Origin of the sequence: Brevundimonas sp. UBA7838, from assembly GCF_002500885.1 — a bacterium.
Lineage (GTDB): Bacteria > Pseudomonadota > Alphaproteobacteria > Caulobacterales > Caulobacteraceae > Brevundimonas > Brevundimonas vesicularis_C.
Genome location: NZ_DLTK01000128.1, coordinates 1 through 13,974, shown reverse-complemented (window position 1 = coordinate 13,974; position 13,974 = coordinate 1). Strand labels below are relative to the sequence as shown.

General features: G+C 61.6%; 13 protein-coding genes and 1 pseudogene. 8 read left to right on the top strand and 6 right to left on the bottom strand.

Features of this window, described 5'->3' with window-relative positions:
• Positions 1 to 7: 7 nt before the first annotated feature.
• The 4 genes from B3T77_RS12805 to B3T77_RS12790 all read left to right on the top strand — a co-directional run bounded on the left by B3T77_RS12805 (position 8) and on the right by B3T77_RS12790 (position 2,825).
• Positions 8 to 910 carry a helix-turn-helix domain-containing protein gene (locus tag B3T77_RS12805; protein ID WP_292080063.1) on the top strand — a complete coding sequence of 301 codons (903 nt, stop codon included), beginning with the start codon at positions 8 to 10 and terminating at the stop codon, positions 908 to 910.
• 471 nt (positions 911 to 1,381) lie between these two features.
• Complete coding sequence (locus B3T77_RS12800; protein ID WP_292080261.1) at positions 1,382 to 2,074, top strand: DUF2891 family protein; 693 nt, start codon at positions 1,382 to 1,384, stop codon at positions 2,072 to 2,074.
• Between the two features lie 182 nt (positions 2,075 to 2,256).
• A complete protein-coding gene (locus B3T77_RS12795; protein ID WP_292080061.1) occupies positions 2,257 to 2,463 on the top strand; it encodes a TetR/AcrR family transcriptional regulator in 207 nt (68 codons plus the stop codon).
• Positions 2,460 to 2,825 (top strand): hypothetical protein, encoded by a 366-nt coding sequence (locus B3T77_RS12790; RefSeq protein WP_292080059.1) that lies wholly within the window; start codon positions 2,460 to 2,462, stop codon positions 2,823 to 2,825. Before B3T77_RS12795 ends, B3T77_RS12790 begins: the two co-directional genes overlap by 4 nt.
• Before the next feature lie 66 nt (positions 2,826 to 2,891).
• Here the strand turns inward: B3T77_RS12790 and B3T77_RS12785 are convergent.
• From B3T77_RS12785 to B3T77_RS12770, 4 genes and pseudogenes are all read right to left on the bottom strand, one after another.
• Positions 2,892 to 3,391: pseudogene (locus B3T77_RS12785) on the bottom strand (tyrosine-type recombinase/integrase); the annotation flags it as partial.
• Between the two features lie 104 nt (positions 3,392 to 3,495).
• Positions 3,496 to 4,125: a TMEM175 family protein gene (locus B3T77_RS12780; RefSeq protein ID WP_292080058.1), complete on the bottom strand. Its 630-nt coding sequence runs from the start codon at positions 4,123 to 4,125 to the stop codon at positions 3,496 to 3,498.
• 6 nt (positions 4,126 to 4,131) lie between these two features.
• The gene (locus B3T77_RS12775) at positions 4,132 to 4,962 is read right to left on the bottom strand and encodes an aldo/keto reductase (protein ID WP_292080056.1); all 831 of its coding nucleotides are present in this window, start codon (positions 4,960 to 4,962) and stop codon (positions 4,132 to 4,134) included.
• A 75-nt stretch (positions 4,963 to 5,037) separates the two neighbouring features.
• Positions 5,038 to 5,616 carry a TetR/AcrR family transcriptional regulator gene (locus tag B3T77_RS12770; RefSeq protein ID WP_292080054.1) on the bottom strand — a complete coding sequence of 193 codons (579 nt, stop codon included), beginning with the start codon at positions 5,614 to 5,616 and terminating at the stop codon, positions 5,038 to 5,040.
• A gap of 138 nt (positions 5,617 to 5,754) precedes the next feature.
• Here B3T77_RS12770 and B3T77_RS12765 point away from each other — a divergent pair, with 138 nt between their 5' ends.
• From B3T77_RS12765 to B3T77_RS12750, 4 genes are all read left to right on the top strand, one after another.
• Complete coding sequence (locus tag B3T77_RS12765; protein WP_292080051.1) at positions 5,755 to 6,744, top strand: zinc-dependent alcohol dehydrogenase family protein; 990 nt, start codon at positions 5,755 to 5,757, stop codon at positions 6,742 to 6,744.
• Between the two features lie 202 nt (positions 6,745 to 6,946).
• The gene (locus B3T77_RS12760) at positions 6,947 to 7,237 is read left to right on the top strand and encodes a metal/formaldehyde-sensitive transcriptional repressor (RefSeq protein ID WP_184279026.1); all 291 of its coding nucleotides are present in this window, start codon (positions 6,947 to 6,949) and stop codon (positions 7,235 to 7,237) included.
• Between the two features lie 215 nt (positions 7,238 to 7,452).
• On the top strand, positions 7,453 to 8,562 hold the full coding sequence (locus B3T77_RS12755) for an S-(hydroxymethyl)glutathione dehydrogenase/class III alcohol dehydrogenase (RefSeq protein ID WP_292080049.1): 1,110 nt from the start codon (positions 7,453 to 7,455) through the stop codon (positions 8,560 to 8,562).
• 463 nt (positions 8,563 to 9,025) lie between these two features.
• Positions 9,026 to 11,617: an excinuclease ABC subunit UvrA gene (locus B3T77_RS12750; RefSeq protein ID WP_312184697.1), complete on the top strand. Its 2,592-nt coding sequence runs from the start codon at positions 9,026 to 9,028 to the stop codon at positions 11,615 to 11,617.
• A 215-nt stretch (positions 11,618 to 11,832) separates the two neighbouring features.
• On the opposite strand, the gene B3T77_RS12745 is transcribed toward B3T77_RS12750, so the two are convergent.
• Positions 11,833 to 12,402: a type 1 glutamine amidotransferase domain-containing protein gene (locus B3T77_RS12745; protein ID WP_292080045.1), complete on the bottom strand. Its 570-nt coding sequence runs from the start codon at positions 12,400 to 12,402 to the stop codon at positions 11,833 to 11,835.
• A gap of 31 nt (positions 12,403 to 12,433) precedes the next feature.
• Positions 12,434 to 13,573 carry a glutathione-independent formaldehyde dehydrogenase gene (locus tag B3T77_RS12740; RefSeq protein ID WP_122467059.1) on the bottom strand — a complete coding sequence of 380 codons (1,140 nt, stop codon included), beginning with the start codon at positions 13,571 to 13,573 and terminating at the stop codon, positions 12,434 to 12,436.
• Positions 13,574 to 13,974: the final 401 nt, after the last annotated feature.

Below are 13,974 nucleotides of genomic sequence, written 5' to 3'. Positions count from 1 at the left end.
TCGAAGGTTGACGGAGGAGAAGCTGCGCCGAGCGGTCGCGCGCGACCAAACCGGGACGCTTACGACGGTCACGTTCTTTGTGGTGTCGACCCTGCTTTCTTACATGGGAGAGGAAGGCGAGGCGTTTCCCTCCATGGATACCTTGGCGCGGGCTGTCGGATTGAACGAGCGGACGGTTCGGTATCATCTCGGGTGCGCGGTCGCGGCAGGTTTCCTCCTCAAGCGCCGAGATGGAAGACGGAAGACCAACGTCTATTTGCTTAATCCGACCCTCTTCGCACGCCCAGGAGATCGAGCGAACACGGCCGGCCGTTCTGACGAAGCGACCGGGTCGGCGGCGCCAGTTAGTCGATCTATGACCGCGCGCTGCGGGGGAGGCGTCGACTCCGGCAAACGGGACACAGAGTCCGCGTACAGCTCCCACCTTGAACGAGTGATCGGGCCATCGGCGCCGAGTCAACGGTTCAGCGGCGCCAAAGTCACCGGCGCCGCTGAACCGACAATCCACTTGGAAGAGATCTACAAAGAAGAACCACGAACAAAGAATCTTGTCCGATCGTCCTTCGGCCAATCTGACGATTGTTGTTCGGAAGAGCGGATTGAAGAGCTCACCACGCGCATCTTCCGCCAAACCCACGGCGTCGGCCGTGATCGATCAAGAAAGACTCGAATTGCGCGCGCGCTGCGCAAGCTTGCCGGCGAGCGCGTGGACTTGGAAGCCGCCGCACGCGGCACGATTGCGGCGATGCATGGCCCGGACGCCTACAACGACGATCTCAACGGTCACCAGGCCGCCGAGAAGATTCTTCGATCGCGGCGGTGGGAGTCGTGGCTGGTGGATGATCGGCCGGGCGAAATTGGCGACGTGGACGGTGCCGCCGGCGAGGACGACTGGACCGCCTTCGACTGATAGGACCGCCCCCCCCCGGCATTGTTGGGATGGGTCACATGAGCTTGCGATCTGGTCACTGAAGATCGCACCATTTTCCAAGCCGGTGGGGGTCAAAAAGTCCGGAAAACGTTTCGCGCAGACCGGCGCCGTGCCCACTTCTTCAGGGAGTCCAATAAAATGGGGGGGGGTCATTTCCCTCGAATTCGTTGAACATGCGGGGACTCGTTAACTCCTTGGCACATCGAGGTAGATAGGTAGTCCTCGACTCCTTGGCTGAAGGGGGAGGCCTCTTCCGTTCTCAGAGCGCTGACGCTGCCTTTGCTATATGTGGCGACGCCCGTCTAAGCGGCGCGCTCCTGGATACATGTGACGTCGTTCGAGAAACCGGTCAGCTGATTGCCATTGGATCAGAGCGTGTATCGGCGGCAGTCAACAGAACCGTTCCGCCCCAAGGCGCCGGGGTTCGAACGTCCCTAAGGCTGGGCCTGGCTGCTGATGCTGAGCGCTGAACTGGCGCGGCATGACACGGATGAAGGCCGCCGCTGGTTCGAGACCCTGCAACCGCTGGCTCACGTTTTCGCCGAACGGTTCAAGGCCTTCCTGCCGCTGGCTGACTATCCGGTGCGGGTCGGGACCCACACCAACACCGCCTTCGCCCTTCGTCTGACCCTGGACTATGCAGACGCACACGACGCCGACTTGGCCGCCCTCTGCCGCGAGGCCGCCCTGGCCTGGCACGCGAACGATCGAGACTGCCAGGCCTGGGAGCCGTCGCAGGACGAGTTTTTGTCCCCCTCCCTGATGGTGGCGGAATTGATGCGGCGCATCCTGCCGTCTGACAACTTCCAGAGCTGGTTCGCCGCCTTCCTGCCCGGTCTCGCGGCGCATGAGCCGGCGACCCTGCTGTCGCCCGCCCGCGTCAGCGACCGCAGTGACGGCAAGATCGCCCATCTGGACGAACTCAATCTCAGCCGTGCCTGGTGCTGGCGCGGCATCGCCTCTGCCCTTCCTGGCGAATCTCCCGTCCGCGCGATCGCCGCCGACGCGGCCGATCGCCATCTCGATGTCGCGCTTGCGCATGTCACCGGCGACTATATGGGTGAGCACTGGCTGGCCAGCTTCGCGCTCCTCGCGCTCCTGCAGACACCGAAGTCTGTCATCACCGCTGAGCCAAACGAGTAGTCCGCCGCCAGTTGTCAGACCTCGAAGGCTAGCGCTTGGCGTCCCCACTCACAAATGTCTGTCATGCGCCAGGAGCGGTCATTACTCAACGCCGGAAACCGGACCTCGGCAACACACCTTGTTGAGCGTCCGCTCTCGACCCGTTGCGGACATAGTTAGATCAGTTCCGCTATAGATGGCTTATGACCACCACCACTCCAACGCGGGATGCCGAAGCTACCCGACACGCGATCCTTCGGGCTGCGCTGGACCTCTTCGCTGAGGAGGGTTTCGAGGCGGTCGGAGTCCGCTCTATTGGAGCGCGCGCGGGCGTCGATTATTCGCTGATCAGCCGATACTTCGGTGGAAAGGACGAGCTTTTCGTCGAAGTGATCAAATCTGGAGCGTGAACTGGCAGCGTCGCTGGGGAGATCGTGAGAGCTTCGCTGAGCGCGTGACGGATGATGTTCTGGCGGTTCCAAATGGCGGAAGGGTGCTGCGCGACTTGCTCGTTCTGATGCGCTCCGCTGGATCAGATAAGGCCAAACGCCTCATCGATGAAGCGTTGGGTCACCAAGGCTTTCGCGACCTTGAAGCATGGATCGGGGGCGAGGACGCAGATGTCCGTGCGCGCCTGCTTATGGGCTTTCTCGCCGGTATGGCCATCACCCGCGATCTGAACAGTAAGTTTGACCTCAGTCCCGAACGCGCCGTCGTAATGCGCGAGCAACTCCGTTCAGCGGTTGCTGCCTTCCTCATGCCAGCGACTTGAGAACGCCAGTCCGCTTTCCACCCTTAGCGGACGAATGCCGGGTCCGCTGAGCGGACCCGGTCGGTGTCAGAGATCGATCTGCTCAGAGAGCTCCAAGGCGTCGTCAACTTCGATGCCAAGGTAGCGTACGGTGCTCTCCAGCTTGCGGTGACCGAGAAGCAGCTGGCATGCGCGCAGGTTGCCGGTCTTCTTGTAGACGAGTGAGACCGTCGTGCGCCTGAGGCTATGGGTGCCGTAAGCCGCGGGCTCCAGATCTATCAAACGGATCCATTGATCGACCAGTCTCGCGTGCTGTCGCGTGCCCATATGGCAGCCGGCATGGTTTCGGCTCGGAAACAGCCAGTCGTCGTCACGCTGTCCTCGGAGTTCCAACCAGGCTCCAATCGCGTCGCGGGCTGGCTCTGTGATCTCGAAGGAACCGGTCGTCCGGTCTTCTGCTGGATGACGGTGGATCGAAGCCTAAGTGAGCCGCCAGGCGCGACGTCACTGACGCGGAGCTTCACCAGATCACAGGCTCTGAGCTTTGCATCCAGTGCACAGTTAAACATCGCAAGGTCGCGTAAGCGGATGCGGTCCTTACCGATCACGATCGACAAAATCCTGGACTGATTAGCCGAAGACAGCATCCACCGTGCCGGGTCAATACCCAGCCTCAGCCATTCTCCGGTTCCTAGTCTGGCTTGTAGGTGGGCTTTGCTGGCGGAACGATGTAGCTCAACGTCACGATCCCCGCGGCGATCAGTCCAACACGCCAATTCCAGAATGCCAAGCCGAATGCCGCCCAATAGGCAGCGGCAGTTAGGCCATATTTGATGGTAAGACTGCGAAGATAAGCCTCGGTCAGCCTTCGATCGGGAAGACCTCTCGCGGTGGCGTATACCCAACGAAGAAACCACCAAGTCGCCGGTGTCGCTGCTACGCCCAGATACCATAGGGCGGCGGTGGTGCTCTCCGCATCTCCGCCGAGGTGTTCGACCAACGGTCGCGCAGGAAACGGAGTGATGCTGACGGCAGCTAGAAAGCCGATGCTCAGCAGATTGTAGCCGTGGTCGGTCTTCTCCAGCAGCTTGCCACTGAAATGGCTGTACGCCCAGTAGAGGCCGATCAGGACCACGCTGAGAACGTAGGCGCCGTACTCCGGCGCCAACTTCAGATACGCCGCTGCGAGGTCGCCCTCCTCCGGTTTCGGCGCGTGCAACTCGACCACAGGAAGGGTGAACGCGATCGCAAGTACCGCGTCCATGAACGCCTCAAGGCGATCCGATTTGCGTTCGGTTCCTTCGAGAGAGAAGATCGCCATCTGCCGCTACAGCATTTCGAGCGGGCGTCGGTCCGCTGGGCGGGGAAATGCCGCGTCGAGTGTCGCAATGTCGGCGTCTGAGAGGACGATATCCGCGGCCGCGCGGTTCTCCCGCACGTGTGCGATCGAACTCGCTTTCGGGATGGCGATGAGGCCATCGTGCCGCAACGTCCAGGAGAGTGCCACTTGGGCAGGGGTTGCACCGACCTCGGCTGCGATCTTTTCGAGGGCGGGATGGCTTGAGAGTCGTCCCTGCTCGACGGGACTATACGCCATCGCTGGCACTTTATGCTCGGCGAGCCACGGCAACAGGTCCAGCTCGGGGCCTCGACGGACGAGATTGTAGAGGATCTGATCGGTCACGCAGCCATCTCCGCCCGCAGCGACAAGCTCGTCCATATCGTCAGTATCGAGGTTACTGACACCCCAATGCCGAATCTTCCCTGCCGATTTCAGCGCCTTCATTGCCTCCACCGTCTCAGCGAGCGGCACCGATCCCCGCCAGTGGAGCAAATAGAGGTCGAGCCGATCAGTGCCGAGCCGCTTCAGGCTCGCCTCGCACGCACCGGTAAGGCGGGAGCGCGATGCGTTCTGTGGATACGCCTTGCTGACGAGGAACAACTCGTCGCGACGCTCGCCGAGCGCTTCGCAGACCAGCACTTCCGCCGCACCGTCGCCGTACATTTCCGCTGTATCGACGAGCGTCATACCGAGCTCGACACCTGCGCGCAGCGCGGCGACTTCATCGGATCGCCGCTCGGCACGCTCACCCATCTTCCAGGTGCCTTGACCCATTGAAGGAACCACTTCCCCGCCGGGCAATGTCACGTGTTTCATGTGCTTTCGTCCTATGAGATGAGTTCGACTGTTCGGTCGCGCGAGGCGGATTGGCAGATGACCACCATGTAAAGATCACATCGCGGCCGGCCATCTATCGAGTGCCATTTTGGCGATGGAGAGCAGTTCGTTGATCGTAGCGCCGTCGCGCGCCTGAACGGACATGCCTTCCATGACCGTATTGATGAATTTGCCTAGCACGGCCGGATCGGTGTTGGCCGCAAGCTCACCCTGCGCGGCGCCGCGTTGCAGACGCTCGATCAGGAGGGCCTCCGCCGCGATACGCTTGTCGCGCAGCAGGCGTTCGATGGCGGCGGACGCCGGCGAAACGGCTACCGCTGCCGAATACATGAAGCAGCCGGCCGGCGTTCCAGGTTCCGAGAATGATGACGCCGCTCGTTCCAGCAGGCCTTTGACGGCCTCGTGGGTGGACAACGCCGGATCGTTGATGGGTGCATAGAGGTGGACGCTGAACGTCGCAGCGTAGCGCTCGATCACCGCCGCAAACAGCCCCGCCTTGTTGTCAAACGCTGCATAGAGACTGGCGGCGGCGACGCCAGTCTCCGCAACCAAATCGGCCATCGATGTCGCCTCGTAGCCGCGCTGCCAGAACAGCCGCACCGCCTTGTCGAGCGCAGCGTCAGTGTCGAACACACGAGGGCGACCTACGGGGCGACGGGCTTTCGTCTCTGTCATCGCTGGCGCACTATATGGAACGATCGATAAATAATATCTTGAAACTGGTGATCCACCCCCTTACAGAACGATCATTCAATAATCAAGGAGTCTCCAATGAGCCGCATCGTCCGTATTCACGAATATGGCGACGCCAGCGTCCTCAAGATTGAAGATGTGGCGGTCCCCGCGCCCGCGGCCGACGAAGTGCAGATCGCGGTGAAGGCGATAGGCATAAACCGCGCCGAGGTGATGTTCCGCAACCATGCCTACCTTCAGGAAGCCGAGTTCCCGAGCCGCCTTGGCTATGAGGCTGCCGGCACTGTCGCTGCGGTCGGTGCGGACGTTACCGGGTTTGCGGAAGGCGAAGCCGTCAGCGTCATTCCCCCACTCGATATCGCGCGCTGGGGCACTTATGGCGAGGTCGCAAACGTGCCCGCCCGCCTCGTCGTCAAGCATCCTGCGGCGCTGTCGTTCGAGGAAGCGGCGGCCGTGTGGATGCAGTATGTCACCGCCTGGGGTGCGCTGGTGGAGCAGGCGAAACTCGGCGAGGGCGATTTCGTCATCGTCACTGCTGCCTCCAGCAGCGTCGGCCTTGCTGCCTTCCAGATTGCGCGGATGGTCGGCGCGACGGTAATCGCGACGACGCGTACCGGCGCCAAGCGCCAGGCCCTGATCGATGCCGGTGCACATCATGTCGTCGCGACCGGGGAAGAGGATCTGGTAGCCAGGGTGATGGAGATAACCGATGGTCAGGGTGCGCGCGTGGTGCTCGATCCCGTCGGAGGCCCGTCGTTCGAGCCGCTGACCGAGAGCATGGCACGCGGCGGCATCCTGCTCGAATATGGCGCGCTCAGCGGCGAACCGACGCCGTTCCCGTTGTTCTCCGTGCTGGGCAAGAGCCTCACCCTCAAGGGGTATCTCTACAGCGAGATCGTCTCGGACGATGCCGCCCTCGATCGCGCCAAGGCGTTCATCGTGGCGGGTCTGGAATCGGGCGAGCTCAAGCCGCGGATCGCGCGCACTTTCCCGCTAGGCGCCATCCAGGACGCTCACCGCTTCCTCGAATCGAACGACCAGATCGGCAAGGTCGTCGTTACGGTCTGACCGGCATACCGGGGGAGTGAGCGATCGCTCCCCCCTTCCCCGACAGCGAATCGGACCCTCGGCGCCCATGCCAAGGCTGCTCGTGGCGCAGGCTTGAGAGCATGACCGGAACCTCGCCCGATTAGAAAAACGCCCGGCTCTGTGCAGGATTGAAACTCCCCCCCTGTATAGTATGCTGGAGCGATTTTTCCAGGAAAACGCGATGCCACATTCATCAGAGGACAAGAAGCGAGCCATCACACGCTTGCGGCGCATCAAGGGTCAGGCGGACGCTCTGGAACGCGCGATCGAAGCGGGGGCCGATTGCGCTCCCCTGCTGCAGCAAATTGTCGCCATGCGTGGTGCGACAAATGGACTGATGGCAGAAGTGATGCAGAGTCATCTCAGGGAAACATTCGGTGCGGGCGCCGATCGGGCCGTCGGAGGCGCAGGTGGCGAGCACGATGACGGCGTGGAGGGCGTAATGAAGATTCTGCGTACTTATCTCAAATGACGACTTCAGGCTCATTTTCCTGCCTGTGTCCTCCCGCACTCAGAAGCCAGCCCCTGCTGTTTTCTCTGGTTTAAGATCCTCGTCAGGACACCTCTTGTATACTGCTGGGGAGTATGATAAGCATACTCCCTGCCAGTATGAGAATGTCGACGGATTTGCGCTGACGCAACGGCCTCGCGCCAGCAAACATTTTAGTCCAACGAGGGTATCCCAACATGAAATCTCGCGCCGCTGTAGCCTTCGAGGCGGGCAAGCCACTCGAAATCGTCGAGATTGATGTCGCCCCACCCCGGAAAGGCGAAGTCCTCATACGGGTGACGCATACCGGGGTGTGCCACACTGACGCGTATACGCTGGCGGGGAATGATCCGGAGGGCGTTTTCCCGGTGGTTCTGGGCCACGAGGGCGCGGGCATCGTTGTCGAGGTCGGTGAAAACGTCACCAGCGTCGTGCCGGGCGATCACGTGATTCCGCTCTACACTGCCGAGTGCGGCAAGTGCGACTTCTGCCTGTCGGGCAAGACCAACCTGTGCGTCGCTGTCCGCGAAACGCAGGGCAAGGGCTTGATGCCCGATGGGACCACCCGCTTTTCGTACAATGGTCAGCCTCTCTATCATTACATGGGCTGTTCAACCTTCAGTGAATATACTGTCGTCGCCGAAGTCTCGCTCGCCAAGATCAATCCCGAGGCAAACCCCGAACATGTCTGCCTGCTCGGCTGCGGCGTCACGACCGGCATCGGCGCAGTCCACAATACCGCCAAAGTCCAGCCTGGAGATTCGGTTGCCGTGTTCGGCCTCGGCGGCATCGGCCTCGCGGCGATTCAGGGTGCGCGCCAGGCGAAGGCGGGTCGCATCATCGCCATCGACACCAATCCGTCCAAGTTCGAGCTGGCGCGCCAGTTCGGCGCGACCGAGTGCATCAACCCCAAGGACCATGACAAGCCCATCCAGCAAGTGCTGATCGAGATGACGGGCTGGGGCATCGATCATACCTTCGAGTGCATCGGCAACGTCCACGTCATGCGCGCCGCGCTTGAATCAGCGCACCGTGGCTGGGGTCAGTCGATCGTGATTGGCGTTGCCGGCGCGGGCGAGGAAATCTCCACCCGCCCATTCCAGCTCGTCACGGGCCGCGTATGGAAGGGGTCCGCTTTCGGTGGCGTCAAGGGGCGGACTGAGGTCCCCGGCATGGTCGAGGACGCGATGAGAGGCGATATCGATCTGGCCCCGTTCGTAACCCACACGATGGGTTTGGAGGAGATCAACGAGGCCTTCGAACTGATGCGTCAAGGCAAGTCGATCCGCTCGGTCATTCACTACTGACCCATCGATCCGAAGCGGCGCGAAGCGCTCGAATCGACAACTCGCCCGTCATCATGGCCCGACCCCGGCCATCATGACGCGCGCTCTGGCAAATGGGCAACGCGTAGCGATGCGGTAACAAGGGCCGAAGTACGGTCGTTACATGCCGATAGCGGCATTGACCAGGTCCGCCTGGCCCAGGCGCTTACCAGCGGAGTGTGTGTGGTCTCGTCGCGCGACCCAACGGGAAAAATGGTTTTGTCGTAACCTTTGTCTGATGCTGGAAAAATATTTCAAAGGTGCCGAACATCGGGCCAGCCTGGCCGTTGGACGTATTGAGTCGGAAATGCATTCATCTGTCGCCCGACTGTGATGAACCACGGCCCGCACGAGCGTATAGGGCAGGAAGACTGAATTGAAGAGCAAGGATATTCACGCGAGGACGCCGGCCACCGATCATGGGCATACGGGGCCGCCCGCTTGCGTGCAGGTTCGCGGCGCACGCCAGAATAACCTCAAAAATATTGACGTCGATGTACCGCGCGACGCCTTCGTGGTGTTCACCGGCATATCGGGCTCGGGCAAGTCATCGCTCGCGTTCGGCACCCTTTATGCCGAAGCCCAGCGGCGTTATCTGGAATCGGTTGCGCCCTATGCCCGTCGCCTGATCGACCAGGCCGGCGTGCCGGAGGTCGACGCGATCGACGGTTTGCCGCCTGCGGTCGCGTTGCAGCAGCAGCGCGGCTCGGCCAACGCGCGATCCTCGGTCGGCAGCGTGACGACGCTCTCCAGCCTGGTGCGGATGCTCTATTCGCGCGTCGGCGAATATCCGCGCCATCAGCCGATGCTCTATGCGGAGGATTTCTCCCCCAACACGGTCGCGGGGGCCTGCCCGACCTGTCACGGCATCGGGCGCGTCTATGACGCGACCGAAGAGACGATGGTTCCTGACGACAGCCTCACCATTCGCGATCGAGCGATCGCCGCCTGGCCGACCGCCTGGCATGGCCAGAACCTGCGCGATATCCTCGTTTCGCTGGGCTATGACGTCGATACGCCGTGGCGCGACCTGCCGAAAAAGGATCGCGACTGGATCCTCTTCACTGAAGAGGCGCCGACGGTGCCGGTCTATGCGGGTCTGACGCCCGAACAGACCCGCGTGGCGCTGAAGCGCCGCATGGAACCGAGCTATCAGGGCACCTTCACCGGCGCCCGCCGCTATGTGCTGGAGACCTTCGCCAACACGAAAAGCGCGCTGATGAAGAAGCGCGTCTCGCAATATATCATCGGCCGCGATTGCCCGACCTGCGACGGCAAGCGCCTGAAGCGCGAAGCCCTGTCGGTCAAATTCGCCGGTTTCGATATTGCCGAGTTCGGCGACCTGACGGTGCTCAAACTGAAGGACTTGCTGATGCCCGTCGCGCATGGCGCGTATGGGGGGGTCTCAGCCCCCTCAAAGGGCCATGTTCTGGAAAAAGCGGCCCGCGATGCAGCGGTCGAACAACGGGTTGCGGCGGGCGGTTCTGCGCACAAGAGCGCGCCCGACGTACGCCGCACGCCTAATCTCTCCGACGAGAAGCGGATCGCCGCCCAACGCCTTGCCTGCGAATTGATCGAGCGGCTAGATCCGCTGATCGATCTTGGCCTTGGCTACATTTCGCTCGACCGCAGCACGCCGACGCTCTCCTCCGGAGAGCTGCAGCGCTTGCGGCTTGCCACGCAATTGTCGTCACAGCTTTTCGGCGTGGTCTATGTGCTTGACGAGCCTTCGGCAGGGTTGCACCCGGCAGATGGCGAAGCCTTGCTCACCATCCTCGAGCGTCTCAAGGCGGCGGGCAACTCCCTGTTCGTCGTTGAACATGATCTCGACGTGATCCGCCGCGCGGAATGGCTCGTCGATGTCGGGCCAGGAGCCGGGGAAAAGGGCGGTGAAGTCCTCTACAGCGGGCCGATAGAGGGGCTTGCCGACGTCGAGACTTCGATCACCCGCCGTTACCTGTTCGCAGAGGCGCTCCGCAGTGAGCGCACACCGCGCGATCCCAAGGCATGGCTACGCCTGGAAGGGATCAGGCGGAACAATCTTCATGGTCTCGACGTCGAGTTTCCCATCGGCTGCTTCACCGCTGTCACCGGCGTTTCGGGATCGGGCAAATCCAGTCTTGTCAGTCAGGCGCTGCTCGAGCTCGTCACGGAACACCTCGGCGGGTCCCCCGTGGCTGAGGAGGAGGATATCGATCCGCTGCTCGATCTTGCGCAGAACGACACTGAAGGACGCATTGTCGCAGGCATGGAGCATGTTCGCAGGCTGGTGCGGGTCGATCAGAAACCGATCGGCCGCACGCCGCGCTCGAACCTATCCACCTACAGCGGCATGTTCGACCATGTGCGACGGATCTTCGCTGATACGCCGCTCGCCCGCCGGCGGCACTACAGCCCGGGGAGGTTCTCGTTCAACGTCGCGCAAGGCCGCTGCCCTGTGTGCGAGGGCGAAGGATACGTCATGGTGGAGCTGCTGTTCCTGCCGAGCGTTTTTGCCCCGTGTTCGACCTGTCATGGCTCTCGCTACAACCCGCAAACGCTCGAAGTCGAATGGAACGGGCGCAATATCGCCCAGGTGCTCGAACTGACGGTCGACGATGCGTGCGATTTCTTCGCTGGCGAGGCATCTGTGATGCGCTCCCTCGACGTGTTGCGGGAGATCGGTCTAGGCTATCTGAGGCTCGGTCAGCCGGCGACCGAGCTGTCTGGCGGGGAGGCGCAGCGCATCAAGCTGGCGACTGAACTGCAACGTGCTCAACGCGGCAACACGATCTATATCCTCGACGAGCCAACTTCGGGGCTTCACCCCTCCGATGGCGACCGCCTGATGCAACACCTGCAGGGCCTCGTAGACGCCGGCAATACCGTCGTAGTCGTCGAACATGACATGCGCGCCGTCACGCAGGCGGACTGGATCATCGACCTGGGACCGGGGGCTGGAGAAGATGGGGGCCGTATCGTTGCCAGCGGCGTCCCTGGCGTCGTTGCGGAAGCGAAAGGCAGTCTCACCGCCCGCTATCTCAAGGCGGCGCTGTAGGTCGCAAATCTGCCCGAACGCACGTTCGACCAGGTGCATCTCAACCACACGGCGGAATGGGTCGGATCTGGAAGCGGGAGCCGGCGATGTGTCACCGCGGTTGACGCGGCTTAGGGTTTGAGTGCCCATCAGGTGCGCCGTGTTCGTGTGATACGCGGCGTGGCGGACCTTCTCCAAGGAGAGGGCCCTCACATTGTTCGTCGAAACGCCCCGACTTAACTCCCTGCTGGGAGCGCTGCGCCCGCACCTTCTGCGATCTCCTCAACGAGTTTGGCACAGAAGGCGGGCAAATCACTGGGATCGCGGCTGGTAACAAGGCCGTTGTCGACCACGACTTCCTCATTGGTCCATGCACCGCCGGCGTTCTCGATATCGACCTTCAGCGTCGGGTAGGACGTCAAGGTGCGACCCTTGAGTACGCCCGCCTCAATCAATGTCCAGGGGGCATGGCATATAGCCGCGACAGGTTTCTTCTGATCGAAGAAAGCCCGGATGAAACCAATCGCCTCGTCGCTGCCGCGCAGCTTGTCGGCACCGACAGTCCCTCCGGGCACAACAAGCCCGTCGAAATCGTCGGCTTTGACCTCGGAAAACGTCTTGTCGATAGTATAGCTGCCGCCCTCGTCAAGATCGCTATTGACTGTGCGAGCCTTGCCCGGTTCAAAACTGACCACGGTAACTTTGCCACCCGCGTCCTCGACAGCTTGCTTGGGCTTCGAGAATTCTGGTTCTTCCGTCCCGCGCGGTGCGATCAGAATGGCAACTGATTTGCCTTCTAAAGTCATAAGTTATTTCCTGTTCCGTCGAAGACTAAGGTCAGGCGCCCGGCTTGAGCACGACCTTGGTCCAACCAGCATCGCGCTCGTCGAAGTGCTTGTAGGCGTCTGGCGCCTGGTCAAGCGGCAGTCGGTGCGAGATGATTTGGGCAGGATTAGCTCGGTCTTGCTCGATAAGCTTCATCAGTCGCCGGTTGTAGTGCTTTACATTGCACTGGCCGGTGCCGATCTTCTGGCCCTTGAACCAGAAGTTGCCGAAGTCGAACGCCATCTTGCCTTCCTTCTGCAGATCGTCGGGCGCGTTCGGGTCTTCCGGAATGAACACGCCGACGACGCCGATGCCTCCGGTGGCCTTCGTGCTTTTGACGAGGCAGTTCATCGTGTAGTTGCTGCGCTCCTTGCCGTGGCGATCGCAACACTGATACCCAACCGCCTCGACCCCCCGATCAGTCCCGAGGCCGCCCGTCGCGTCAAGGATCTGCTGGGCGGGATCGCCCTTGCGCATGTCGATCGGAATAGCGCCCATCGCCTCGGCCAGTTTCAGGCGGTCATCGTGAGAATCGACCACGAAGATCTGAGCGGCGCCGCGGATTTCGGCTGAGTGCGCGGCCATCAAACCGACCGGACCGGCACCGTAGATCGCGATGCTTTCGCCAGGTTGGAAACCCGACAGTTCGACGCCATGCCAACCGGTGGGGAAGATGTCGGAGAGCATGACATAGTCATCCTCCTTCTCCTCAGCGTCCTCAGGCAGCTTCAGACAATTGAAGTCCGCATAAGGAACGCGCATAAATTCGGCCTGACCGCCTTGCCACGGACCCATCTCGGCAAACCCATACGCTGCGCCGGCGGTTCCAGGGTTGGTCGTGAGGCAAAAACCCGTCAAACCGCGTTCGCAATTTTCGCAGAAACCGCAACCGACGTTGAACGGCATGCACACGCGATCGCCCTTCTTGATGCGATCTACGGCAGAGCCGACTTCGATGACCTCGCCAAGGTTTTCGTGTCCGAAGACCTTGCCCTTCTCGAAGCTGGTACGGCCTTCATACATGTGAAGGTCCGACCCGCAGATATTGGTCGTGGTCAGCCGGATGATAACATCGGTCTGCTTTTCGATCTTCGGATCGTCGATGGTATTGACGGAAACATCTTTGGGCCCGTTGTACACGACAGCTTTCACGGTTCTTTTCCTTTCGCAGCTCTTCTCAACGCGTCATCAAATCGAGAGCTTGGTCATTATCCGGTCCATTTCAACGGCGGAGGACATCGAACCCTTCGAAGTGATCTCAGTTTAGTGAACCTTCTGCTACCTGGGAGGTTCCGCCCCGTAGGGCCGTCCTGGGATTGATTCACCGCAGCTTTCTGAATGACCGAGCCAGAACGGCCGAATAAAGCGCCAAGCGGAGACGACCAGCGCCGCGCGGGAGGCGCGCCTGGCGCACAAGCCCGCCGCCGTCGACTGAACGGCGTCGACTGAATCGCCGTAGACTGAGCAGGCGGCGCCGCACCCGGCACCGCGCTCCAAGGCTCAGCCGCGCGCCAACGCCTGCGCCGCCGCCTCGACCACCCTCTGGTCCTGCT